The 24457-nt window shown below is 58.0% G+C and carries 24 protein-coding genes; 18 read left to right on the top strand and 6 right to left on the bottom strand.

What is annotated here, in order from left to right; genetic code table 11:
• Positions 1-114: 114 nt before the first annotated feature.
• On the top strand, positions 115-876 hold the full coding sequence (locus tag JKL48_RS19795) for an ABC transporter substrate-binding protein (protein WP_201986618.1): 762 nt from the start codon (positions 115-117) through the stop codon (positions 874-876).
• Here JKL48_RS19795 and JKL48_RS19800 read toward each other — a convergent pair.
• On the bottom strand, positions 860-2104 hold the full coding sequence (locus JKL48_RS19800) for a 3-phosphoshikimate 1-carboxyvinyltransferase (RefSeq protein ID WP_201986559.1): 1245 nt from the start codon (positions 2102-2104) through the stop codon (positions 860-862). The genes JKL48_RS19795 and JKL48_RS19800 overlap by 17 nt on opposite strands.
• A 79-nt stretch (positions 2105-2183) precedes the next feature.
• On the bottom strand, positions 2184-3230 hold the full coding sequence (gene aroB / locus JKL48_RS19805; protein WP_201986561.1) for a 3-dehydroquinate synthase: 1047 nt from the start codon (positions 3228-3230) through the stop codon (positions 2184-2186).
• A 106-nt stretch (positions 3231-3336) separates the two neighbouring features.
• Here aroB and JKL48_RS19810 point away from each other — a divergent pair, with 106 nt between their 5' ends.
• Both JKL48_RS19810 and JKL48_RS19815 read left to right on the top strand, forming a co-directional pair.
• Positions 3337-3762 carry a hypothetical protein gene (locus JKL48_RS19810; RefSeq protein ID WP_201986563.1) on the top strand — a complete coding sequence of 142 codons (426 nt, stop codon included), beginning with the start codon at positions 3337-3339 and terminating at the stop codon, positions 3760-3762.
• Between the two features lie 47 nt (positions 3763-3809).
• Positions 3810-4220 (top strand): lipocalin family protein, encoded by a 411-nt coding sequence (locus JKL48_RS19815; protein ID WP_201986565.1) that lies wholly within the window; start codon positions 3810-3812, stop codon positions 4218-4220.
• 5 nt (positions 4221-4225) lie between these two features.
• Here the strand turns inward: JKL48_RS19815 and JKL48_RS19820 are convergent, their stop codons facing one another.
• The gene (locus JKL48_RS19820; RefSeq protein ID WP_201986567.1) at positions 4226-5365 is read right to left on the bottom strand and encodes a chorismate mutase; all 1140 of its coding nucleotides are present in this window, start codon (positions 5363-5365) and stop codon (positions 4226-4228) included.
• A gap of 129 nt (positions 5366-5494) precedes the next feature.
• Here JKL48_RS19820 and JKL48_RS19825 point away from each other — a divergent pair, with 129 nt between their 5' ends.
• The 6 genes from JKL48_RS19825 to lysS all read left to right on the top strand — a co-directional run bounded on the left by JKL48_RS19825 (position 5495) and on the right by lysS (position 13862).
• Complete coding sequence (locus JKL48_RS19825; protein WP_201986570.1) at positions 5495-6694, top strand: proline dehydrogenase family protein; 1200 nt, start codon at positions 5495-5497, stop codon at positions 6692-6694.
• Between the two features lie 191 nt (positions 6695-6885).
• Positions 6886-7254 carry a hypothetical protein gene (locus tag JKL48_RS19830; protein ID WP_201986572.1) on the top strand — a complete coding sequence of 123 codons (369 nt, stop codon included), beginning with the start codon at positions 6886-6888 and terminating at the stop codon, positions 7252-7254.
• A 195-nt stretch (positions 7255-7449) separates the two neighbouring features.
• Positions 7450-8307, top strand: a complete 858-nt coding sequence (locus JKL48_RS23825; protein WP_394368871.1) for a hypothetical protein — start codon at positions 7450-7452, stop codon at positions 8305-8307.
• A gap of 233 nt (positions 8308-8540) precedes the next feature.
• Entirely contained in the window at positions 8541-10709 is a 2169-nt protein-coding gene (locus JKL48_RS19840) for a carboxy terminal-processing peptidase (RefSeq protein ID WP_201986576.1), read from the top strand.
• 266 nt (positions 10710-10975) lie between these two features.
• Entirely contained in the window at positions 10976-12064 is a 1089-nt protein-coding gene (locus tag JKL48_RS19845; protein WP_236668935.1) for a hypothetical protein, read from the top strand.
• Between the two features lie 247 nt (positions 12065-12311).
• The gene (gene lysS / locus JKL48_RS19850; protein WP_201986579.1) at positions 12312-13862 is read left to right on the top strand and encodes a lysine--tRNA ligase; all 1551 of its coding nucleotides are present in this window, start codon (positions 12312-12314) and stop codon (positions 13860-13862) included.
• Between the two features lie 353 nt (positions 13863-14215).
• On the opposite strand, the gene JKL48_RS19855 is transcribed toward lysS, so the two are convergent.
• Positions 14216-14572 carry a YtxH domain-containing protein gene (locus JKL48_RS19855; RefSeq protein ID WP_201986583.1) on the bottom strand — a complete coding sequence of 119 codons (357 nt, stop codon included), beginning with the start codon at positions 14570-14572 and terminating at the stop codon, positions 14216-14218.
• Positions 14573-14697: 125 nt separating this feature from the next.
• Positions 14698-15135 (bottom strand): CsbD family protein, encoded by a 438-nt coding sequence (locus JKL48_RS23650; protein ID WP_201986586.1) that lies wholly within the window; start codon positions 15133-15135, stop codon positions 14698-14700.
• A gap of 248 nt (positions 15136-15383) precedes the next feature.
• Between JKL48_RS23650 and JKL48_RS19865 the strand changes: the two genes are divergently transcribed.
• From JKL48_RS19865 to JKL48_RS19890, 6 genes are all read left to right on the top strand, one after another.
• The gene (locus JKL48_RS19865) at positions 15384-15629 is read left to right on the top strand and encodes a Kazal-type serine protease inhibitor family protein (protein ID WP_201986589.1); all 246 of its coding nucleotides are present in this window, start codon (positions 15384-15386) and stop codon (positions 15627-15629) included.
• A gap of 9 nt (positions 15630-15638) precedes the next feature.
• The gene (locus tag JKL48_RS19870; RefSeq protein ID WP_201986592.1) at positions 15639-16577 is read left to right on the top strand and encodes a GNAT family N-acetyltransferase; all 939 of its coding nucleotides are present in this window, start codon (positions 15639-15641) and stop codon (positions 16575-16577) included.
• A 167-nt stretch (positions 16578-16744) separates the two neighbouring features.
• Complete coding sequence (locus JKL48_RS19875; protein ID WP_201986595.1) at positions 16745-17116, top strand: cupin domain-containing protein; 372 nt, start codon at positions 16745-16747, stop codon at positions 17114-17116.
• 32 nt (positions 17117-17148) lie between these two features.
• Complete coding sequence (locus JKL48_RS19880) at positions 17149-18006, top strand: dienelactone hydrolase family protein (RefSeq protein ID WP_201986598.1); 858 nt, start codon at positions 17149-17151, stop codon at positions 18004-18006.
• A gap of 87 nt (positions 18007-18093) precedes the next feature.
• Entirely contained in the window at positions 18094-18375 is a 282-nt protein-coding gene (locus JKL48_RS19885; RefSeq protein WP_201986601.1) for a hypothetical protein, read from the top strand.
• Positions 18376-18911: 536 nt separating this feature from the next.
• A complete protein-coding gene (locus JKL48_RS19890; RefSeq protein WP_201986602.1) occupies positions 18912-19493 on the top strand; it encodes a hypothetical protein in 582 nt (193 codons plus the stop codon).
• Between the two features lie 162 nt (positions 19494-19655).
• Here the strand turns inward: JKL48_RS19890 and JKL48_RS19895 are convergent, their stop codons facing one another.
• Positions 19656-20078 carry a winged helix-turn-helix transcriptional regulator gene (locus JKL48_RS19895; protein ID WP_201986604.1) on the bottom strand — a complete coding sequence of 141 codons (423 nt, stop codon included), beginning with the start codon at positions 20076-20078 and terminating at the stop codon, positions 19656-19658.
• A gap of 100 nt (positions 20079-20178) precedes the next feature.
• Here JKL48_RS19895 and JKL48_RS19900 point away from each other — a divergent pair, with 100 nt between their 5' ends.
• From JKL48_RS19900 to JKL48_RS19910, 3 genes are all read left to right on the top strand, one after another.
• Complete coding sequence (locus JKL48_RS19900) at positions 20179-21045, top strand: SDR family oxidoreductase (RefSeq protein ID WP_201986606.1); 867 nt, start codon at positions 20179-20181, stop codon at positions 21043-21045.
• Between the two features lie 677 nt (positions 21046-21722).
• Positions 21723-23537 carry an ABC transporter ATP-binding protein gene (locus tag JKL48_RS19905; RefSeq protein ID WP_201986608.1) on the top strand — a complete coding sequence of 605 codons (1815 nt, stop codon included), beginning with the start codon at positions 21723-21725 and terminating at the stop codon, positions 23535-23537.
• A gap of 72 nt (positions 23538-23609) precedes the next feature.
• Positions 23610-24347, top strand: a complete 738-nt coding sequence (locus tag JKL48_RS19910) for a hypothetical protein (protein WP_201986610.1) — start codon at positions 23610-23612, stop codon at positions 24345-24347.
• Positions 24348-24457 lie beyond the last annotated feature (110 nt).

The raw sequence follows: 24457 nt of genomic DNA on the forward strand, positions 1-24457 counted from the left end.
CACAAATTGCTTCAACGTGGTAAGGTCCTTCGTTTCGCTCAGGATGACAGACGTTTTTAGATAGCCTTGGAACTGCCAATAATTCCTTCCCTTCCGCTCACCGTGACCGACCAGATGGGCCGGCGCGTGGCAGTGCCGTTTCCGCCGCGCCGCATCGTGTCGCTGGTGCCTTCGCAAACGGAATTATTGTTCGATTTAGGCTTGGGCGAAAAGGTCGTTGGCGTCACCAGATTCTGCATTCATCCGGCCGAAGCCCGAACCAAAACCACTGTAATTGGCGGCACGAAAAACTTCGATTTTGAAAAAATAGCCGCGCTGAAACCCGATTTAATTATTGGCAATAAAGAAGAGAACTATCAAGGCGGAGTTGAACAATTAGCGGCCGAATACCCAGTGTGGCTGAGCGACATCAGCAACTTACCGGAAGCGCTGGATATGATTCGGCGCGTCGGCTTTATTGCGGGCGCCAAGGAAAAAGCCGACGCGTTGGCCGCCGAAATAGATGGTTCTTTTGCTGCGCTGGTTACTGCTGCCAATGAAGCCGCGCCCGTTTCCGTCGCTTATTTCATCTGGCGCAAACCCTACATGGTGGCTGCCAGCGGCACATTTATTGACGACATGCTGCACCGCGCCGGCTTCACCAATGCCTTTGCCGACCAAGCCCGCTATCCGGAAATATCTGCCGAGCAGTTGGCCGCCGCGGCTCCGCAGCGCATTTTCCTATCCTCCGAGCCCTACCCGTTCGGCGAAAAACATTTGGCCGAATTCCAGACTATTTGCCCCGACGCAAAAATTGAGATTGTCGACGGCGAATTATTTAGCTGGTACGGCAGCCGGTTGCGGAAATCGGCGGCGTATTTCAGTCAGCTTCGCTAATTACGAAGCCAGTTTTTGCCAGCTCTTTCCAATACTGCGGGTACGATTTCCGCACCACCGTTGGCGCTTCGATATGGAATGCCCCGCGCAGGGCCAGCGGCGCGAAGGCCATGGCCATGCGGTGGTCGTGGTAAGTAGCTACCGACTGATTTTCTACCGCAAAACCATTGGATTCGGCCCGAAAACGACCTTCGCCAAGGTCGCGCAAGTCGCCGCCGAATTTAGCCAGCTCGGTTTGCAGCGCCGCAATGCGGTCAGTTTCCTTAATGCGCAGGCTTTCCAGGCCGGTCATATCCACGGGCCGATTGAGGGCGGCGGCTACTACGGCGACCGTCTGGGCCAGGTCGGGGCAGTCGGTGAAATCGATGGTTTGGATTTCGGTTTGCGGCGCGAGCGGCAGTTGCTGCAAGTGGACACCGTCGGGTAGAAACGTAGTTTTTACACCGAATTGCATCATTATTACGGCAATGGCCTGGTCGCCTTGCAATGATTTCTGCCGCAGGCCGGGCAATGTGATTTCGGAGCCTGCCGGTGCTAAAGCAACCAACGAATACCAGTAGCTGGCCGCCGACCAGTCCGATTCGATAGTGTAATTGGTAGGCTGGTACTGCCCGGGCTGCACCGTCAGCGCGGCGTCCTCCGTCGAAACGGTAGCGCCAAAAAGCTGCATCAGCGCCGCCGTCATATCGATATATGGCCGCGAGCCCACGTGGCCGGTAAGCGTGAGGCGCAGCCCGCCCGGCAGCATCGGCCCCACCATCAGCAGCGCCGAAATGTACTGGCTGCTGATGTCGCCGCGCACAGTCAATTCGGTGGGTTCCGTAGCGTCGGCCGCAGCCGAGAAACTGCCAAACTCCAGCGGCGGGTACCCTTCCGCGTTCAAATAGGAGATGCGGGCTCCCGCCTGCCGAAGCGCCTCGACCAGCACCCCAATGGGCCGCTCCTGCGCGCGTGCGGTGCCCGTGAGGCGCCCGCGCCAGCTTGTCACAGCCAAGTACGCCGTAAGGAAGCGCATCACGGTGCCGGCATCCTCGGCATCAAGCACAGCCGTATTGGGTGCCTCCAGCAGCAAGCGCCGCATGAGCTGCGTGTCGTTGGCATCGGATAGGTTGCTCAGGGTGCCGCCGCCGGCCAGGGCCTGCAGAATGAGGGCACGGTTGGCTTCGCTTTTGGAAGCCGGGAGTTGGGCAACGCCGCGCAGCGGGCTGCCAGACCAGGATAGACGCATAAGATGGTAACGCACGCTTCGGCTTGCGCTTTTGGGAATTCGGAATGTTCTGACAGGCAAAGACTAACGCCTGCCTGCGCTAGGCTTGCAACCGATGATAATACCGCAACGACTCGGCAATTTCGGCCAATGTCACCGGCTGGTCAAACACGCCATTACCGATGCCGTGGAGCAAGGTGCAATTGATGGCGGTGCCCGAATTTTTCTTGTCTTGCAAGGCAAATTCGGCAATGGCTTCTGTTTCGAGGCCCACGAAGGCAATTTTATCGAACACCGAAAACACAAACGTTTCAATTTTATCCAGCTCTTCGCCGCTCAGCAACCCGCGTTGCACCGATAGCCAGCTTTCGCACACCAGGCCGGCGGCCACGGCTTCGCCGTGCAATGCCTCGCGGCCGGCCTGGGTGAGCAGGTAGCTTTCGAGGGCGTGGCCCACGGTGTGGCCGAAATTGAGCAGCTTGCGCACGCCGGTTTCGAGCGGGTCCTGCGCCACAATGCGCTGCTTGAGGGCCACCGATTCGCGGATAATGGGCGTCCAGTCCTCCGTCGGCCAGCCCAAACGGCGGTTGGTGTTGAAGGCTTCGGCATCGGCAATGAGCCAGTGCTTGATGACTTCGGCGTAGCCGGATTTTACCTGGCGCAGGTCCAGCGTTTGCAAAAACCCAGGGTCGATGAATACGGCAGCGGGCTCCTGAAACACGCCCAGCTGGTTTTTATACCCTTGAAAATCAACGCCGGTTTTGCCGCCCACGCTGGCATCTACCTGCGCGAGCAGCGTGGTGGGCACCTGCGCAAACCGAATGCCGCGCTTGTAGAGCGCCGCCGCAAACCCGCCCAAATCCGTGACCACACCGCCGCCCAGGTTCACCAGCACGGCGTGGCGGTCGGCGCGGTGTTCGGTGAGCTCGCACCATACGGTATCGCAGCTGCTGAGGGTTTTGTATTCTTCGCCGGCGGGTATTTCGATGAGACGATACCCCATAGGTAAATGCTTTTCCAACAGCGGCAGGCATTTGCGGGAGGTATTGGTATCTGCCAACACAAACACGCTGCTCACGGCCGGGCGGCGCAACAGTTCCGCTAGCGCGGGCAGGGCTTCGGGGCCAATCAAGACGGTGCTATCCATGGGGCAAAAGTCGGCACAAAAAATCGGGCCTTGGCAGCCGGCCACGCAACCATTTTGCGACAGCGCCGGTCAGGGGCTCAACGGCATTCGTTTTACAACTAGTCCCATGCGCTTCACTCGCCACCTCTTCTTCAGCCTTATCCTGCTGGCTTCGCTGGGCTTCACCGCCTGTGAAAAAACAGCCCCGTCACCCGAATCCGCCACGAAGGCCCAGTTGGTGGGGCGCTGGCAATTTGTGGAAAGCAGCGGCGGAAGCACCGGCAAGACCATTCCCGCCGACCCTGCCAAGAAGTACGAAGTTGTTTTCACCGCCGCTGGCCAAGCCACGGGGCTGCTCAATGGCACGGTCACGGGCACGGCCCCTTATACCCTAACCGTAGCCGACGCCATCACGGGCCCAAACAAAATCTTTCTCAACTGCAGCGGGATTCAGGGCTTGTTCGCTCAAGGCCCCATTGAAATTTCAGGCAACAATTTCTACTTGTCCGACAATTTCTATGACGGCTTCATGTCGCACTACGTTCGGCGTTAAGTCTCACATATCGAGCCTCTTACTCCCATACCTTTTTCTTTTGCATCATGCGCCATCTTCTTCCTGTTGTGCTGCTCCTTACCGCAACCAGCTTCAGCGGCTGTCAAAAAGAATCGGAGCCCGAGGCGCTACTGCCAACTGGCCTGGTTGGCACCTGGCGGCTGGTGCAGCACCAGTGCTACTGTTTTCCGGCTTCGTTGCCTAACGTGCAGGTCACCTTCACCAACTCCGACTTCACCTTTGTGGAGAATAATCAACTGAAGTCTACCGGCACCTACACGTATTCTACTACCACAACGTGCGGCGGCAACGGGCCCTTACCCGCCATTGCCTTGGCGTACGCCACCGTCAACATGACGCCGCAAGCAGTGGCCTACACCCTCAACGGCAACCAACTGGTGCTGGATTACGGCGGCCCCTGCGATGCCCCCGTCGACACCTACGAACGGGTGGAATAGCCGCGCTACAGCCCCGGCCCCAGGTGCGTGATACCATCGAGCGGGCGGCCATTGAGCACCTCGGTTTGCTTGCGGATGCTTTCAATGTGAATGAGCTTATACAGCTCCGCCACAAATTTGTCGTTCACGTTCAGCTTGCTGGCCCACTCGGTGCGGGTATTGAAGATTTCCTGCCAACGGTCGAATTGCAGGATTTTGACGTTGTTTTCCTTCTTGTATTCGGCCAGTTCTTCTACCAGGGCCATGCGGCGGGCCAAGGCTTCGACAATCTCGCGGTCGGCCACGTCCATTTTCTGGCGCAGTTCCTCCGCTTTATTGAGGTAATCGGCATTGTCGGAGGAGCGGTAGCGGTATTTTAGTTCGCTCAGAATTTCGCCCAGGCGCTGCGGGGTCACCTGTTGCTCGGCGTCGCTCAGGGCGTGGTCGGGGTCGGGGTGGGTTTCGATGATGAGCCCATCGTAGTCCAAATCCAGCGCTTTCTGGGCGATGGGCAGCAGCAGGTCGCGCCGCCCGCCAATGTGGCTGGGGTCGCAGATGAGCGGGATGTGCGGGAAGCGGGTTTTCAGCTCAATGGGCAAAATCCAGGTGGGCGCGTTGCGGTAGCGGCTGGGCGCAAACGTGCTGAAGCCCCGATGAATAGCCGCTAAATCGTGGATGCCGGCCCGCTCCAGCCGCTCCAGCGCGCCGGCCCACAGGGCCACGTCGGGGTTCACGGGGTTTTTCACCATCACGGGCACGCCGGTGCCGGCCAGGGCGTCGGCCAGCTCCTGCACGGCAAAGGGATTAACGGTGGTGCGGGCGCCAATCCAGAGCACGTCGATGCCGTGGGCCAGCGCTTCCTCCACGTGGCGCGGCGTGGCTACCTCAATGGCGGTGGGGATGCCGGTTTCTGCTTTCACGCGCTGCAGCCACGGCAGCGCCGCCGCGCCCATGCCTTCAAACGAGCCGGGCCGGGTGCGCGGCTTCCAGATGCCGGCCCGAAATAAATCGATGTTGCCCAGCGCCTTCAGGCCGTGCGCGGTGGCCATTACCTGTTCCTCGGTTTCGGCGGAACAGGGGCCGGCGATGAGGATGGGCTGTCCTTTCTGAGCTAGTAAGCGGGTAAAGAACGTATTAGCCACAGTGGGCGGTTGGGTGACGGACATGAGCGAGGAATGCCCCGGCCAGGCGGCCGGGAAGAAGGGCAAACGTAACTCGTTTCCCCGAAACGTTGTTTACCGGTTACCTTCGCCGGCCCATCCCACCCGTCCAGCTTTCACCAAAGCCACCCGCCTATGCCTGCTGCTCCCCCTACTTCCGCCCCGTCTATTTCCTTCGAAGACACCCGCGTAGCCTTTGCCTCCAAGTCCGATGCTCAGCTGCGCAAAGTTTACGCCCTGTTCGCAGCCATGAACAACGGCAGCTTGGTGAAAGTGGGCAGCGGCCTGATGAAAACGGCCCTGAAGTGGCACCTGCCCGGCACCAAATTCCTCATCAAGCACACCATTTTTGAGCAGTTCTGCGGCGGCGAAACCATTGCCGAATGCCGCCCCGTCACGGCCGAGCTGGGCAAGTACAACATCGGCACCATCCTCGACTATTCGGTGGAAGGTGAAGGCAGCGACGCCAGCTACGACCACACCCGCGACGAAATTCTGGCCACCATCGACGAGGCCCACCGCTCCCGGCACATCCCTTTTTCGGTGTTTAAAGTAACCGGCGTGGCCAACGTAGCCATCCTGGAGAAAATCCAGGCCGGCCAGTCCCTCACCGCCACCGAAGAAGCCGCCCACGCCCGCGCCGTGGCTCGCGTGGAGGCCATTTGTGCCCGCGCGCACCAGCACGGCATCCGCTTGTTTATCGATGCCGAGGAAAGCTGGTTTCAGCACACCATCGACCGGTTGGCCTACGACATGATGGCCCGCTACAACCGCGAGAAAGCCATTGTCTGGAATACCTACCAGCTCTACCGCCACGACCGCCTCGACGCCCTCAAAGCAGCCCACGACGCGGCGGCGGAAGGCGGCTACTACATTGGGGCCAAGCTGGTGCGCGGCGCTTACATGGAAAAAGAGGCCCGCGTGGCCCGGCAGCGCGGCTACCAAAACCCCATCAACCCCACCAAGCAGGCCACCGACGACCTTTACGACGAGGCCCTGCGCTACTGCGTGGCGCACATCGACCGCATCAGCATTTGCGCGGGCACGCACAACGAAGCCAGCTCGCTGCTGCTCACCCAGCTCATGCAGCAAGCCGGCCTGGCGCCCGGCGACCCCCGCGTGTGGTTTGCCCAGCTCTACGGCATGAGCGACAACCTCACCTACAACCTGGCCCATGCCGGCTACAACACCGCCAAGTACCTGCCCTACGGCCCCGTAGCCGCCGTGATGCCCTACCTGCTGCGCCGGGCCGATGAAAACACGGCCATCGCGGGCCAGAGCAGTCGCGAATTTTTGTTGATTCAGAAAGAGATTCAGCGCCGGAAAAAGCGGTGATTCTGAAGAAAATCTATCGTCGAACTGAATAATGCTTATTTTTTAATATTCTAAAATTCACCATCTTACAGGCAGCATGGAAGTAGACTAGGTCAGTTTGGAATGATTGTGGCAGGGAGTGGCCATCGGGGAATTAAAATTCGCTAATTTTCAGCCCCCAAAACGGTTTTTCGTTCACTTGAAGCCCTGCCATGATTGGTCGCATTCGCACGTACTTAATTCGCTATGCCCGGCTACAAACCGGAACCGTAAGCTACCTCACGCTGGTGCAGGAAGCCGAACTGGGATTAAATCTGGAGATTTCACACGAGAAATCGCGGCTCAACGAAATGCTGGCCGAAATTTCCACCACCGAATACGAAGCCGGCCGCCCGCCCCTGAGCTGCCTGGTGAAGGTGCAAGGCTCGAAAGGCCAGGGCGACAACTTCTACAAGCTCTGCGAAAAGATGGGCATGGGCGAGTGGCGCGCCTTGAAACAGGACGAGGCGTTCTTGAAAACCCTTATCCGCGACAGCCGCGCCTTCTGGCGCGACGAAGCCAATTTCCAGCAATTCGCCTAAGCTTGCTCTTTAAAACACAAACCGCAGCCCTGTTGGACAAGGCTGCGGTTTTTTGCGTCCCTATTGCGGCTGTTGGGTTGGGTAAGAAACTCGAAATGCAACTAAATGTAACCTCGGCTGGGATGGTCCCGTTAAGGTCATCACCTGGCTACTTTAAGCAGGTTTCTCATTTCCACATTTACTTTTCTTTCCAAAATGAATACCAACGATTCGAACAACCCGCAAAATTCCGGTACCGGTGCAGGCTCTAACTACGGCACCCAAGCTACTGGCACCGGCATGGGCAACAGCACCGGCCTGAGCAACGAAGGCACCAGCTACAACGCTGGCACGGGTTCTACTTCCGGCACCGGCGTTTCTTCTGCTTCCGGCGCGTCGTCGGCCAATGTTAACAACGTGGATGGTGACGACTTCAGCGCTACCGCCAAAGGTGCCGCAGTAGCCGGCACGGCCGGAGCCGTAGTAGGCCGCGCCATCGATGGTGTGCAGAACACCGCCGACAGCGCCGCCCACGCCGTAACCGGCGAGCCCTACCGCGACGGTGGCAACGTAAGCGGCATCTTCCGCGACCGCAGCAGCGCCGAGAAGGCTTACCAGTCGCTGCACTCGCGCGGCTATGGCAAAGACGACGTGAACCTGTTGATGTCGGACGAAACCCGCAAAACCCATTTCGGTGATGACACCGCGCATACCGACCTCGGCGATAAGGCCATGGAAGGTGCCGGCGTAGGTTCGGCCATTGGTGGCACCGCCGGTGCTATCATCGGGGCCATTGCCGCCATTGGTACCTCGGTGGCTTTGCCCGGCCTGGGCCTGATTATTGCCGGCCCGCTGGCTGCGGCTTTGGCCGGCGCGGGTGCCGGTGGCCTCACGGGCGGTCTGGTTGGCGCCCTGGTGGGCTCGGGCATCCCCGAGGAGCACGCGGCTGAGTACGAAAGCGGCATCAAAAACGGCGGCATCGTGATGGGCGTGAAGCCCCGCAACGCCGAAGATGCCAAGTACTTCGAAGACGAGTTCCGTCGCAACAACGGCGACAAGATTTACAAGTACTAATTCTGTCTGCGGCTTCGGCCGGTTAGTCATCAAAAAAGCCTTTCCCGTCTGGGAAAGGCTTTTTTATTGCAACTCCAACCCGGCAAATCTGTTCTGTAGTTTACACCGCAACAGCACGGTTTAGGTGGGGCACTTATTTTATCAGCTGCTGCGTTTTCAAAGCATGCAACGGGCGTAAGAATTGCTTCGTACTCTCCGTATATTTGATTTTCATCCCTGTTTTATTTTTGCTGATGACCTTTCCCCGCTTAAAAGTCGGACTGTATGCCTTTCTGGTCGCGGCCGTCTTTGTTCTGGCATCTTACCGGCTGTACCGCCGGACCGACTCGGCGGTTCCGAGCAAAGACCAGGTGCTCATTGGCATCATGCTGAGCGGCTTATCCTCGCAGCATTACCAGCCCGAGAAAGTAGACGATGCTTTTTCGCGGCGCGTGTTCGATTTGTACTTGAAGCACCTCGATTACCGCAAGCAGTTCTTGTTGGCCAGCGACGTGGAGCAGCTGCGCCGCTACCAGACCCAGATTGACGATGAGGTGAAAAACGGCACCCACGAGTTCCTCGACCTCAGCACCAAGCTGATGGCCGAGCGCACCAAGGAAATGCAGGGCCTGTACCGCGAGATTCTGGCCAAGCCGTTTGATTTCACCACCGATGAAACCTTCCAAACCGATTTTGAAAAGGCCCCTTTCCCTGCCGACAAGGCGGCCCAGCGCGAGCTCTGGCGCAAGCTGTTGAAGTATGAAACGCTGACCCGCGTTTCGGAAATGATGGAGGCGCAGGAGAAGGCGCACGAGCCAAAGCCCAAAGGCGTAATCGCCGCCCCCGCGGCAGCCGATGCCTCGGCCCCTACCGCGGCCGAGCCCGTGCGCACCCCCGCCCAAATGGAAGCCGAAGCCCGCAAGCGCGTGCTGAAGTACTACGACGACCAATTTGAGGAACTGAACGAAACCGACGCCAACGAGCGCCTAGCCACGTACGCCAACACCATTGCCAATACCTACGACCCCCACACCGAATACTTTGCCCCCAAAGCCAAGGAGGATTTCGACTACGAAATGACCGGACGCTTCGAGGGCATCGGAGCCACGCTGCGGGAGAAGGACGGGCTGATTTACGTGGATGAAATCATTCCCGGCTCAGCGTCGGCCCGGCAGGGCGACTTGAAAAAGGGCGATGCCCTGCTGCGCGTAGCCCAGGGCGCCGCCGAGCCCGTCAGCATCGAGGGCTGGCACACCGCCAAGGCCGTAACCCTGATTCGGGGCAAAAAAGGCTCGGAAGTGCGGCTTACGGTGAAAAAACCTGACGGCAGCACCAAGATTATTTCCATTGTGCGCGACGTGGTGGTGGTAGAAGACAAGTACGCGCAGTCTTCCGTAATTACGGACAAGGGCCAGAAAATTGGCTACTTGCGCCTGCCCGGCTTCTATGCTGACTTCAACGACAACGGCGGCCGCAGTTCTTCTGACGATGTGAAGAAAGAGCTGGCCAAACTCAACGCCGAAGGCGTGAAAGGCGTGGTAATGGACCTGCGCTTCAACGGCGGCGGCTCGCTTACCGACGCTGTGTCCATGGCTGGCCTGTTTATGGAAAGCGGCCCCATGGTGCAGGTGCGCGACGGCCAGGGCCGGACGCAGGTGCTCACCGACAACGACCCCCGCGTGCAGTACAGCGGCCCGCTCGTGATTCTGGTGAACAAATACAGTGCGTCGGCTTCCGAAATTCTGGCGGCCGCCATTCAGGATTACCACCGCGGTGTCATCATGGGTTCGACCAGCACTTACGGCAAGGGCACGGTGCAGCGCATCTTTGACCTCGACGAAGCCCTGCCGGCGGAGCTGAACAGTGTGAAGCCCATTGGCTCGCTGAAACTGACCACGCAGAAGTTCTACCGCGTGAATGGCGGCTCGACCCAGTTCAAGGGCGTGGTTTCTGACATTGTAGTGCCGGACCTGTACTCGTACCTCGACCAGGGCGAAAAGGAATCGGACTACCCGCTGAAGTGGGATGAAATCCAGCCGGCCCGCTACCGGCCCTGGGATGCTGCCCCCAACCTCGAAAAACTGCGCACCAACAGCAAGGCCCGCGTCGCCAGCAACCCCAGTTTCAAGGTGATGGACGAGATGGTGAAGAGCGCCCGCAAGCACAAGGACGAAACCATTGTTTCGCTCAAACTCAGCGCCTACCGCGCCGAGCAGGAAGAGTCGAAAGCCATTTCGGACCGTTACGACGCTGCGCAGAAATCTTCTACTTCGCTGGCTTTCTCTCCGCTGTCGGCTGATGTGCGGGCCCTGGGCGGCGACACGGTTAAGATTAACCGCGCGGCTCGCTTCACCAAAGGACTGAAGAAAGACATCACCATTGGCGAAGCTGTAGCCGTGATTCAGGACGAGATAAAGCAATAGCCAACCGACGGGTAAGCCTGCCAAAGGTTACCTACCAGTACCCCAAGCTGTTTACCGAAAGCCCCCGTGCCACTTGGCGCGGGGGCTTTTTTAGGGCCATGGCAGCATGACAATGCAGTTAGTAAATAGGGCATAAAATTTTATCCCCCTCAAAGTTGATATATTTACTTAAAATTCTGATTATCAACGTGATTAATATTAGTAAAATTAGACAAAAAAGTTAGCAAACAGGCAACTAATTACCCTGCCCATGCTGTTTACTTGGCATGACGACGAAAGAGGAAACCCGCATTATCCCGCTCAACCCGCAGGTAGATACCATCGGCGACGAGCAACAGCAGAAGCTGGCTGACGAAAACTGGCGCAAATCCATTCCAGCGCAGGTTTTTCTCAACTACTTCTTTGCCATTAACTATCACATTCAGGAGCAGGATGACGTATTGGGCGGCTTGCAGAACCTGCCGTTCTTCCGCGCACACGCTGCGGAGTTAGGTGATGCCGACGTGGCGGCGCTTACCAAGCTGCTGCACACGAGCTGGAGCACCGAGTACGCCCTGCGTGCCACGGCCGAGCTGGGCGACGAGAACTTCCTGCGCAATGCCCTGCACTGGACCTTCCCGCAGGCCTACCACGCCATTCTGTCGAGCTTGCAGGCCTTTCTGTACACGACAGGCGTGCGCAGCAGCAATGGCCAGCTCATCCGCCGCGAGGTGGGGCGGCTGGTGGTGAAGAATGCTTACCCGCGTCCGGTGTCATTTTACGCAGCCGGTGCCTACGGCGACTTCAGCATTCACCGTTTGCCCCTGGCGGGCTACAAGGCCGGGCTGCACATTGCCAGCAAAGAGATTGACGCGCAGGCCCAGATTGGCCAGTTCTTGCGCACCACACGCAAGATGAAGGCGCAGTGGACCCGCGCCCAGGTACAGGCCAACCCCAACACGGCCATTCGCAGCCAAAAGACCGGTCGTCCGCTCGATAAATGGACCTCCGCTCACTGGCAGCAGATAACCTGGCGCCTGGGCTACACCACCATTTTCGATTTGCTGGGCCGGCTGCGCATTTCGCAGACCAGCCGCGAGATTGAGCGCTACGTGGAAGCGGATATTGATTTTGGCCTGTTCCATGCTTCGCTGCTCAACATTGTGAGCTACCTCAACGGCGTGCACGAAACCTACGTGGCCAAGGCCTTGGGCTTGGAACGCTACCGCCAGCTGGTGGCCGAACTGCCCGTGCACCTGCAGTCCGGCTTTGTGCAGGACCGGTTGCGCACCCGCGTCGAGCCGGTGCTGGCGCCCACGCCGCCTACGGCTCCGGCCCTGGCTGCCGAGGCACCGCAGTACCGCATGGCTGCCTAAGACCACAGATTTAACGGATTTCAGCAAATTGAAACGGATTATTTGGGGTTCTGCATGGCATTGAAATGCGGCAAGTTTTTCTGGAAAGCCGCTCCGGTTTCGGAGCGGCTTTTTCGTGCCGTACTTTTGCGGCCCGCCACAACCACGCGGCGCGTTGCACTTCGTACCATAATCGGCTCTGAAAACGGCAAGCGACTGGCCCGGCAACCACAAAAACATCTTTCATCCGTTAAAATCCGTTAAATCTGTGGTCCATTTAAGCGAACAGGAAATACTACGCCGTCACAAACTCGAAGAGCTGGAAAAGCTGGGCATTGAAGCCTATCCATCCGAATTGGTCGACGTGACGTTCTACGCCAAGGAAATCCACGACAACTACCACCCCGAGCTGAACAACTTCCAGGAAGTGACGCTGGCGGGCCGGCTGATGTCGTCGCGGGTGATGGGCAAGGCCTCGTTCGCCGAGCTGATGGATACTTCGGGCCGCATCCAGCTTTACATCAACCGCGACGAAATCTGCCCCGGCGAGGACAAGACGCTATACAACGTGGTGTTCAAGAAGCTGCTCGATTTGGGCGATTTCATTGGCGTGAAAGGCCGCGTTTTCAAGACGCAGGTGGGCGAAACCTCGGTGCACGTCACGGAGCTGAAGCTGCTCTCGAAAGCGCTGCGCCCGCTGCCCGTGGTGAAAACCCACAAGGACGAAACCACCGGCGAGGTGACCACCTACGACGCCTTCACCGACCCCGAGCAGCGCTACCGCCAGCGCTACGTGGACCTGGTGGTGAACCCCAGCGTGCGCGACACCTTCATCAAGCGCACGCAGCTGGTGCAGTCGATGCGCAATTTCCTGAACGACAAAGGCTATTTGGAGGTGGAAACCCCGATTCTGCAGCCACTGTACGGCGGCGCGGCGGCGCGTCCCTTTACCACGCACCACAACACGCTGGACATGACGCTGTATCTGCGTATTGCCAACGAGCTGTACCTCAAACGCCTGATTGTGGGCGGGTTCGATGGCGTGTACGAGTTCAGCAAGGACTTCCGCAACGAGGGCATGAGCCGCTTTCACAACCCCGAATTCACCCAGATGGAGCTCTACGTGGCCTACAAGGACTACGCCTGGATGATGGACCTGGTGGAGGAAATGGTAGAGCGCGTAGCCCTGGCCCTGCACGGCCAGACCGAAGTACAGGTGGGCCAGAACGTTATCAACTTCCAGCGCCCTTGGCAGCGCTACACCATGTTTGAGGCCATTGAGAAATACACCGGCGTGGCCATCGGCGAGATGGACGAAGCAGCCCTGCGCGAAGCCGCCGGCAAGTTGAATGTGCACCTCGACCCCAGCATGGGCAAAGCCAAAATCATCGACGAGATTTTTGGTGAGCACGTCGAGCCCAAGCTCATCCAGCCCACCTTCATCACCGATTATCCGGTGGAGATGTCGCCGCTGGCCAAGAAGCACCGCGACCGGCCCGGCATGGTGGAGCGCTTCGAGGCCATCTGCAACGGCAAGGAAATCTGCAACGCCTTCTCGGAGCTCAACGACCCCATTGACCAGCGCAAGCGCTTCGAGGACCAGCTGGAACTGGGCAAGCGCGGCGACACCGAGGCCATGGTGCTCGACGAGGACTTCCTGCGCGCCCTGGAATACGGCATGCCGCCCACGGCCGGCCTGGGCATCGGCATCGACCGCCTGAGCATGATTATGACCAACTCGCACTCCATTCAGGACGTGCTGTTCTTCCCGCAGATGAAGCCGGAAAACGTGCAGAAGGAGAAGCAGGAGAAGGAATAGAACGAGTACCCCGAAGTTTTACTTCGGCTCGCGCTGAACAACTTACGTTCTAACGCGCCGAAGTAAAACTTCGGGGTACTCGTGCCATACAAAATCGAAAAGCCCCACACGAAATGTCGTGCGGGGCTTTTCTTTTTACAATCTCCTTACCCTTCAAACCGGCATTGTTTACTGGAAGTTTGCGATGGAACGTCTGATTTTACTGCTGAATTGTTTGACCAATTTCAGGAGAAGCTCCTACGTCGGCAATTGTACCGGTAAAAATTCTCGGCCTTCTTTCAAGGCGATTGTGAGGGGTTGTACGCAGGTGCCGGGAAGCGGGTTGCAACCAGCGTAAAATATTTTTTTTGTACCTACAAGCGGGGCTGGTGGCGGGTGTCGTCGCCGAAGCCATCGTAGTCGGGGTTGTCCTCGTTGTGTGTGTGGGCCGTGGAGGGGGTGCCGCTCAAGCCCTCAAGCAGGCGGTCGGCGGCTTGTTTGTCTTCGCTCACGGCCGCATCGGGGTTGGTGCGGCTGGGGGCTTCGCCTTGCACTTTGGCAAAGGCGTCTTTGGCCAGTTTGCTGAGGTCGCCGCCCCACTTGCTGGCCGTTTTGCGCAGGTTGGAGCGGGTATCGTCGCCGGTTTCGGGGGCCAGCAGCAGGCCGGCCACAATGCCAGCGGTGGCGCCGGCCAGCAGCGAGAGAATAACTTTGCCTTTGTCGTCTTTCATGGGGTTTGCAGGAAAATGGAAGAATGTAAGTATTCAGTAACGGGAAACGCAGCCTACTGGTTGGGCCCGCAAAAAGCCCCGCACCTTGCGGCGCGGGGCTTGGCGGTAAGCGGCAAAAGACCGGCTTACAAGTCGTTCAGCAATTTCGTTATTTCGGCTTTGCCTTTGCCGAGCTTGTCTTGCAGGCGGCCAACCAGTTCGTCGCCTTTGCCTTCGGTGTAGGTCAGGTCTTCGTCGGTCAGCTGGGCGTATTGCTGCTTCAGCTTGCCTTTTACTTCGTCCCAGTTGCCTTTGATTTTGAGGCTGCTGCCGGGCAGGGTCACGCCCAGGTCTTCGAGCTTGCCGGCGTATTCTTTGAATTTAGCTTCGAGGTCGGTGCCCAGCTTTGAGGCTTGCTCGCCGAGTTGGCCACTGTATTTGGAAGCAACGCCTTTCCAGTTTTCGCGGGTGGCCGAACCTTTGTCCGGGGCCAGGAGCATACCGGCAATAATGCCAGCGCCGGCACCGGCGAGGGCGGCTAAGAGAATTTTACCGGCGTTGTTGTCTTCTTCGTGGTACGACATGGTAATGGGTAATGAAGGGTGAAAGGGTGTTGAAAGAGTGAGTAGCGAGGTGCCGGCCGAATATAAAAGCCAATATGCGGATTTTTCGGCAGGAGTTGGTTTGGCAGGCTATACGAATGGCAGGGCCAGGGGTTGAGCTTATCAGTAAATTTTCCGACTACCCGCAGCAAACAAAACGGCTTTCCCAGTTTCGGCCCGGCGCTAGTCTGCGCAAACGGCCGTAGTTTCGTCCCTTTGCTACCTGCCCTATGAATACGTCTTGGATTTGGGGAGCGGCCTTGGTGTTGCTGCCGGCCTGCCAGCGCCCGGCCGCCCCCACCGCCGCTTCGGAGTGCATCGATGCCCGTAAAATCAACCCGCAGGGCATCTGCACCATGGAATATGCCCCGGTGTGTGGCTGCAACGGCAAAACCTACGCCAATGCCTGTGCCGCCCGCAACGCCGGCGTGCGCACCTACACCGACGGCCCCTGCGGCGGGCCCGCTGCCAAATAACGCCCCCGCATGTCTGCCAAAGCCCGCTACCACGACTTCTGCCGCAGCGCCCCCGACGTGCCGGTGTTTGCCCAGCCGTGGTACCTGGAGGCCTGCGCCGAGGGCGGCGCCTGGGACGTGGCGCTGGCCGAGGAAAACGGCCGGGTGGTGGCGGCCCTTCCCTATTTCTATAAGCAGAAAGGCCCCTTTCGATACGTCACGATGCCGCCCTTTGTGAAGTGGCTGGGGCCGTACCTGCTGCCGGAGTTTCGGCATGTCCTGAAAAAAGAGCACGCGCTGCTGGAAGACTTAATCAGGCAGTTGCCGGATTTTGCCGCGTTCAAGCAGAATTTTTACCCCACGGCCACCAACTGGCTGCCCTTCTACTGGCAACGCTACCGCCAGACGACTTACTACACCTACCGCCTCACTGGCCTGCACCAGCTTGCACAAATAGAGGCGGGCATCAACCGCAACATTCGGCGCAACATTCAGAAGGCCCGCCAGCAGGTGCGCGTGGTGCACCACCTCACGCCCGAGCAGTTTTACCAGGTCAACAAGCTGAGTTTCGACCGCCAGGGGCTGCCCATGCCGTACTCGTGGGCGCAGTTTGCGCGGCACGATGCGGCGCTGGCGGCCAACGGCGCCCGGCAGCTATTCTTTGCGGTGGATGAGCAGGAGCGCATTCACTCGGCCGCCTATCTGATTTGGGACCAGCAGGCCGCCTACTACCACCTCTCCGGTGACGACCCGGCCCTGCGCGAGAGCGGGGCGGGCATTCTGCTAATCTGGGAGGCGATTCGCTACGCCAGCGAGGTGCTGGGCCTAGCCTGCTTCGACTTCGAAGGCAGCATGCTGCCCGCCGTAGAGCGCATCCGGGTGCAGTTTGGCGCGGTGCAGACGCCTTATTTCTTCGTCTGGAAACACCATTCGCGCTTTTTTGAGCTATTGGAGAAATTCAGGCCTTAGATTGAACGTCATTCCGAGCGCAGCCGAGGAATCTCGCGTGTGGTAGTAAATCACGTGTGGTAGTAAATCAATCGTGCAACGATGCAAGCGAGATTCCTCGGCTGCGCTCGGAATGACGTTCTGTTACTTCTTGCTTCAACTCCACCCAATCCTTCTCATCAAAAACAATGTCCGAAAAACGCTACGTTCTCAACCCCTCCCCTTTCATCGTGCCCACCACCGACGGCAAACTCATTGAAGAGCACGTGGGCGGAGCCAGCACCGGCACCACGGCCTACAGCCTGGCCCACATGGTGGCCCCGCCGCACTGGAGCGAGCCGCACCAAACGCCCTCCTTCGACGAAATAACCATTGTGGTGCGGGGCCAGAAGCGGTTTGAAATCGACGGCGACGTGGTGGAACTGCAGGCCGGCCAGGCGCTGCTAATCAAGGGCGGCGCCCGGATACGGTATTCCAACCCGTTTGATGCGGAATGCGAGTATTGGTCTATCTGCGTGCCGGCCTTCAGCCCCGACACTGTGCACCGGGAGGAAGAATAATTTCCGACGACCAAATACCTACATTTAGGCTCATGGACCAGCGCATCATCAACCTCTTCGACGAGTACACCCACGCCCCGCTCACCCGCAAGGAATTTATGGAGCGGCTCATTAAGCTGGCCGGCGGTACCGCCCTGGCCCTCACGGCGCTTTCGGTGCTGGAGCCCGGCTACGCGGCCGCGGCCACCGTTGCTCCCGAGGCCGATGACCTGGAAACCGAAGACGTGAGTTGGGCCGGCGATGGCGCCACCGTGCGGGGCTACCTGGTGCACCCCAAAGGCAAGAAAAAACGCGGCGCCGTGGTCGTTATTCATGAAAACCGGGGACTGACGCCGCACATCAAAGACGTGACGCGGCGCGTGGCCCAGGCCGGCTACTTGGCCTTGGGCGTGGATGCGCTGTCGGTGCTGGGCGGCACGCCCGCCGACGAGGACAAGGGCCGGGAGCTGATTGGCCAGCTCGATGCCACGAAAAACCTTAATAATTACCTCGCCGCCCTGGCCTACCTGCGCGCCCGGCCCGACTGCAACGGCCACACCGGCGCCGTGGGCTTTTGCTGGGGCGGCGGCCTCGTCAACCAGCTGGCCGTGCACGACGCCAAGCTGGATGCGGCCGTGGCCTACTACGGCCAGCAGCCCAAAGCCGAGGACGTGCCCAACATCAAAGCCGCCCTGATGCTGCACTACGGCGGCCTCGACCAGCGCATCAACGCTGGCATTCCGGCCTACGAAGCGGCGCTGAAAGCCGCCGGCACCAAATACGAACTCTACGTGTACGAGGGCGTGAACCATGCCTTCAACAACGATACCTCGCCGGCGCGCTACAACGCCGAGGCCGCTAAACTGGCCTGGGAACGTACGCTACGGCTTTTTAAGAAAAAGCTGGGGTAGCCGGGCAACGAAATAGCCGGGGGTGGCATCTTTGCGGCATGCTCCCGCTGCCATGTTGAGGAAAAAGCTTCCGTTTTGCTGGTTGCCTTGCTGCTGAAAGCTGCCAACAGCCTGGCGCAGAGCCAGCCGGCGCCGGCGCCTCATTTTTTGGTCGAGCCTGACTACCAGCGGATGAGTGTGACCGTGCCGCGAGCTGTGACCCTGCTGGCGGACGTAGCCAGCGCCTTGTTTTCGCACGATGATGCGGATAAAGGCAAACTGCAGGCCTTGCTGGGCCGCCGCCGGGAGCGGTCGAAAACCGGAAACCAGAACCTGACTTTTACCGTGCCCAAAAACGCCGTGACGCGCACGCTGGGGCTGGTCGCATAAGGGCGGAAGATACATTACGGGGTTCAGTCCGAATAATGGACGTTCTGGTCGGGGTTTCCGGCCGGTCCGTCCACCTTTTCGTTTCTGGCGGGCTTTCGGTCGATGGTTTGCAAATACCCCGGCAGCAAGCGTCGGCTCCCTTTTTCGGGTTCGTTGGCAGCCGCCGCCCCTTTCTTTTTCAGTCCCTCTCCTCCCCTTTCTTCATCCAGAAGCCATGAAAGCCTCCTTGTTTTCCGTCATCGCTGCCGCTGCGCTCTTCACTTCCACTGCTTCCTTCCGCCGAAGGTCCTTTCGACCGTCGCCACGACGACTGCAATAGCAAAAGTTTCAACTATGGCTATGACCGCAACCACCGCGTAACGCCTAACGAAAAAGCCCGCGGGGAAAATGCCCACCGCAACAACGGCCGCCGCTAAGCCACGCAGGCTTGAATTGACGTAAAGAGTCCCGTTTACTTACTCCTGACGGGAATTTTTCGTACAGCCCTTCTAAAGTACCCATTCCATTTCTCACCCCCAACCATTTCCCCTCATTCCATGAAAAATACTGTGTTGCTCCTGTTGGCCGCCTTCGCTCTCACCGTAGGCAGTGCCGCCGCCCAAACCACCGACGCCGGCGCCATGCAGCAAGGCCGGGGCCAGGGCCGCATGCAAGGCTCGCCCGATGAAATGGCCAAGCGCCAAGCCGACCGCATGACCCAGGAACTCGGCCTTAATGCCGACCAAACCACCAAAGTGCAGCAAATTCTGTTGGCCCGTGGCCAGGAAATGCAGAGTATGCGCGGCCAGGCCGGTGGCGACCGCGACAAGATGCGCGAGCAAATGCAAGCCAGCCGCACCAAGTACGATGCCCAGTTTAAAGAAGTGCTGACCCCCGACCAGTACACCAAATACACTGCCATGCAAGCCGAGCGCATGAACCGCGGGGGTGGTCCCGGCATGGGTGGTCCCGGCATGGGTGGTCCCGGCATGGGTGGCCCCGGCATGGGCGGCCCCGGCTCCGATGCCAGCATCGACAAGTTGAAGGCCAAGACGGACGATGGCGAAAAAGTGAAGGTGAAAGGCGACAAGGTTAAGACCAAAGCCGATAAGGTGAAGGTTAAAGCCTCAGCCGAATAAGCTTCCTTCCACAGCACCAAAAAAGCCCTGGCCATCCGGTCAGGGCTTTTTTGGTGCTGTTCCAATTTCTAAGCGACAGAACTTGTGCCTCTACCTTACAACTACAACCCTTTGTTTTTCAATAGATAAAAGCCTCATCAGCGTAAGCAACGGCACCTGTTGCTACGCCGCCAACGCCACGCGCTTCCGGGCTTCGGCAATGGCCGGGGCGTGCGCCGCCGCCCAGTTGCCCAATTGGATGACGGCGCCCAGCAGGCCCTGCCCCAGCTCCGTGAGCTGATACTCGACACGCGGCGGCACCTCGGCATACACGGTGCGCTGCACCAGCCCATCGGCTTCCAGCGCGCGGAGCGTGACGGTGAGCATGCGCTGCGAAATGCCGTCGATGCGCTTGCGTAACTCGTTGAAACGCAGACTATCGGTGCTACCCAGGTGCAGGATGGACAGCAACGACCATTTGTCGCCGATGCGGTCCAGAATGTCGCGCACCGGGCACAGGCCGAAGCCGTCGGCGGGTACAGTGATAATTTTTTTGGCCGCCGCCCGAATTTTAGCGGTCTGATTGTCAGCAGTAGTTACCTCCATGTTCCTTGAGCAGAAATAAATGCCTTCTTGCGCCGGGGCAAAAGGGTCGAATACCTTTTAGTTACCAAAAGTAACCATTGGCTCTTAAATCTCCAACTGTATGATTGCCATCACCGGCGCCACCGGCCACCTCGGCCTCGCCACCATCAAAGCCCTCACGGCCAAAATTGCCCCTTCCGAAATCGTCGCCGTGGTGCGCGACCCGCAAAAAGCCGCCAACACGCTCCCGCAAGGCGTGGCCGTGCGCCAGGGCGACTACAACGACCCGGCCGCCCTACTCGCCGCCTTCCAGGGCATCGAAACCGTGCTGCTCATTTCCAGCAGCGAACTAGAAACTGAGCCCCGCATTCGCGAGCACCGCAATGTGATTGATGCTGCCAAGCAAGCCGGCGTGCGCCACCTCATCTACACCAGCGTAGTCAATCCGTCACCGGAATCGGCCTTTGGTGCGTCGCCCAGCCACTTTGCTACGGAGGAATACCTAAAGGATTCGGGCCTGACCTACACCGTTTTCCGCAACACGCTCTACCTCGACATCATCCCGATGCTGGTGGGCGAAGGCACGCTGCCCAGTGGCAAGCTCTACTCCTCGGCCGACGACGGCAAGGTGAGCTACGCCCTGCGTGAAGAAATTGCCCAAGCCCTGGCCAATGTACTGACCTCCGAAGGCCACGACAACCAGATTTACGACATCGCCCCCGGCCCCGCCTATTCCTTCCAGGACATTGCCGCCGGCCTGAGCGAAGCAACCGGCCAGCCCGTGGAATACGCGCCTGTTTCCGGCGAGGAAATTGCGGCTAGCCTTCGCGAGCACCAGGTGCCGGAGCCATTCATCAACCTGCTGCTGGGTATGAGCAAGGCCATGAAGGATGGCGAATTCGACGCGGCCAGCAGCACGTTTGAGAAATTGTTGGGTAGCAAGCCGACGGATTTGAAAACGTATTTGGCAGGCGTGTACGGGAAGTAATTTCTGCTGCGATTATCTGAGAAGGCACCCTGGCGAGCCGCGTAAATGCGGTGGGTCGGGGTGCCTTTTTTTGTGGTACCGGCGCGATTTTAGCTCAACGCAACTTGTGCCAGATGTGGCTATTAGCAACCTATTAACTCAAAAAGGCATCTTGAAACTTCAACTATACCGAGCATTGGACCATGAAATCCCTTCTGTTTCTGCTACTCCCTTTATTCTTCTTAAAATGCCCTTATATCTATGCGCAAGCTTTAAAAAAGTCGACTCTAACGTAGATTATTGTATCACTCTGGATAGCTTGACCACAATGCGGAGCACTAATAGATTTAGCTTATATGCAAACCGATTAATTCCTCAAATCGAAAAAGCATCCGGAATTGAAGCGCATTGCAACAATGGTTTTTTTGGCCATATCTATCGCAATGAACAACAATTCAATTCCGACATAACAAGCTGGAGAAATTATTTTAAGTGCGCGAGCAAAACGATTATATTAATTAAATGACACCCAAGCGCTGCGAAACAATCCGCCAAAACAACTCCACCCCCGCCCCGCCCGTCTAACCGGTTCCAATGTAGGGGCGGGGCCTGCCCCCGCCCGTCGTTGAACGGGCTCATTGTTTCGGCCCGAACGGCGGGCGGGGACAGGCCCCGCCCCTACGAAACGCCCCGATTAGATGAGCCTCTGGCAGATTATCCAACGCCTGCTGCCTTTTGTGCGGCCCTACCGCCGCCTAGTCCTTGCCACGCTGCTGCTCACGCTGGTGGGCTCGCTGGCCGCGCAGGTCAACCCCTTCGTGCTGCGCTACACCGTGGACACCGTGCAGGGCATGCTGGACAAAGGCCAGGGCCTGGCCGAGGGCTGGGCGCTGCTGGCCTGGGTGAGCGGGCTGCTGCTGGGCAAGGAAATCATCAACACTTTCATCCAGTTCGGGCAGAAATACTACGGCGAGAAAATCCGCATCCAGATTTCCGGCGTGCTGGCCCAAACGGCCGTGAGCAAGATTCTGAGCTACCAGCTTGGCTTCTTCTCCGACGACGGCAACCAGACCGGCAAGCTCCAGACCCGCATCGACCGGGGCGTGGAGAGCCTCATGAAGCTGGTGCAAAACTTCTTCATCGACATCATGCCGCTCTTCGCCAACGCCCTGGTGGCGCTGGTGGTCATTTTCCTCAACAACAAGTGGGTGGGGCTGGTGGCGCTGGCCGTGTTGCCGGTCTATTTCTGGCTCAGCTACGCGCAGGCCGAGAAATTGCAGGGCGTGCGGCGCGGCCTCCAGCGCCTGCGCGAGGAGAAAAACCACGGCCTCATCAGCATCATCGACAGCATTGTGGTCATCAAAAGCTTCGTGCGCGAGCAGTACGAGGGCCAGAAGCAGGCCAGTGTGCAAAGCCGCCTCGAAGGCGCCCAGCTCCTGACCCGCAAAACCAACTTCCGCTTCGACGGCCTCAAAACCTTCATCGAGCAAATTGGCGTGGTGGCCATCATCGTGCTCACGGCCTACCTCGTGCTCGGCCGCCAGATTTCCATTGGGGCCATCATGTTCCACATTCTGCTCTTCAACAACGTGTCGGCGCCCATCCGGCAACTCCATCGCATCTACGACGAGATGAACGAAGCCCTTACTTATTCCGAAGGCTTCTTCGCCATCCTCGACGCCGACGACCAGCGCGAGCGCCCCGGCCCGCTGGAGCCCGGCGACAACCTGCGCGGCCAGTTCGAACTGCGCAACGTCAACTTCACCTACCCCAGCGGCACGGCCGCCCTGCACGACGTGAGCCTGACTATCCAGGCCGGCAAAACCACCGCGCTGGTGGGCCTCAGCGGGGCGGGCAAAAGCACCATCATCAACCTGCTCTGCCAGTTCTACCGCCCCGACAGCGGCGAAATCCTGCTCGATGGCCACCCGCTGGCCCAGTACGACACTTTCGCCCTGCGCCAGGAAATCGGCCTGGTGCTCCAGAAAAACCACATTTTCAAGGGCACCATCGAAGAAAACATCCGCTACGGCGACTTCACCGCCACCCAGGCCCAGATTGAAGCCGCCGCCCGCCAGGCCTACCTCCACGACCAGATTCTGGACCTGCCGCGCCAGTACGAGTCCGATGCCCAGCAGCTCAGCGGCGGCCAGCAGCAGCGCATCGCCATCGCCCGGCTCTTCCTCAAAAACCCGCCCATCATCTTCCTCGACGAGCCCACCGCCAGCCTCGACGCCATCGCCACCGAGCAAATCAAAAACTCGCTCGACGCCATCAAGCAGGGCCGCACGGTGGTCATCATCTCCCACAGCCTCGCCCAAATCGTGGATTCGGACTGCATCTACGTCATGAAAAAAGGCTACATGGTGGAAAGCGGCACCCACGATGAACTCTACGATATGAAAGGCACCTACCGCGAGATTTTCGACGCCTCGGCGCGGAGCTTAAATATCGAGAAGCTGGCCAAGACTATGGCCGATGATGGGGACGACGTGCTGGATACGGCTTCGTGAGGGAAAATATATCTTGGCAAATAATGTATCAAACCATTCATTTATAACCACTCAAAAAACCCCATAATCAAAATGAAACGCTCAGCTAATAAGCCTACTATTAACTTATCATACTGGACATATCCTGAAGGTGTAATGTTTGATGACTTTAAAAACATTGACAAATTCAAGACTGAACTCACGGAGGATTATGACATAAATCTTGAAAGTCGTCAAACTGATGCCCTAGGCGGAGGCTTATATGAGTTGGCAATTGAAATAATCTCTGATTTTAATTTCAAAACTTATGCGTTGGAAATAATTCGCGACAATTCTAAAACAGCTATTGTAGCAGGAGCAATATATTTTTGGAAGCCTTTGATGAAAAAAATCAAAGCATTATTCGCTCAAAACACAGAACTATCCCCTAACATAGAATCAGCCCTTATCAAGTTCAAAGACACTAGCATATCAATCTATTCTATCTATCCCAATGGCATCAGCGAAATAATTGATGATATCATCCCTATTATTTCAGAGCATTATATTCAAATGGAGCAAAAATCAACATCTCATATCAAGTCAATCCACATTCCTATATTCAATCAAGTTGACACATATTCAATTTGCGCTTATCGTGTCAAGTTGAATGTTGATGAAAATATCCCTAAATTTGACAAAGGTGATTATTATAAAATATGGGGTATAGAATATCAAGATGGCACAAAGGCAGTCTATGAAGTCAACAGTAGCAATCTAATCAATGCTCCTTTTTATACGCAGAGTGAATATGACGAGCTACTTGAGAAGAAATTTGAATCTGAGTATTAGTGTTGATTTTTTCACACTTAATTAGAGCGTTATTGTAGGCTTCCCCTCGAAGTAGGCCAGTGAAAAGTAGAGGAAAGGGGTATATTTTCTCACTCTTTCCCTACTGCCCC

The organism is Hymenobacter rubidus (genome assembly GCF_016734815.1).
GTDB lineage: Bacteria > Bacteroidota > Bacteroidia > Cytophagales > Hymenobacteraceae > Hymenobacter > Hymenobacter rubidus.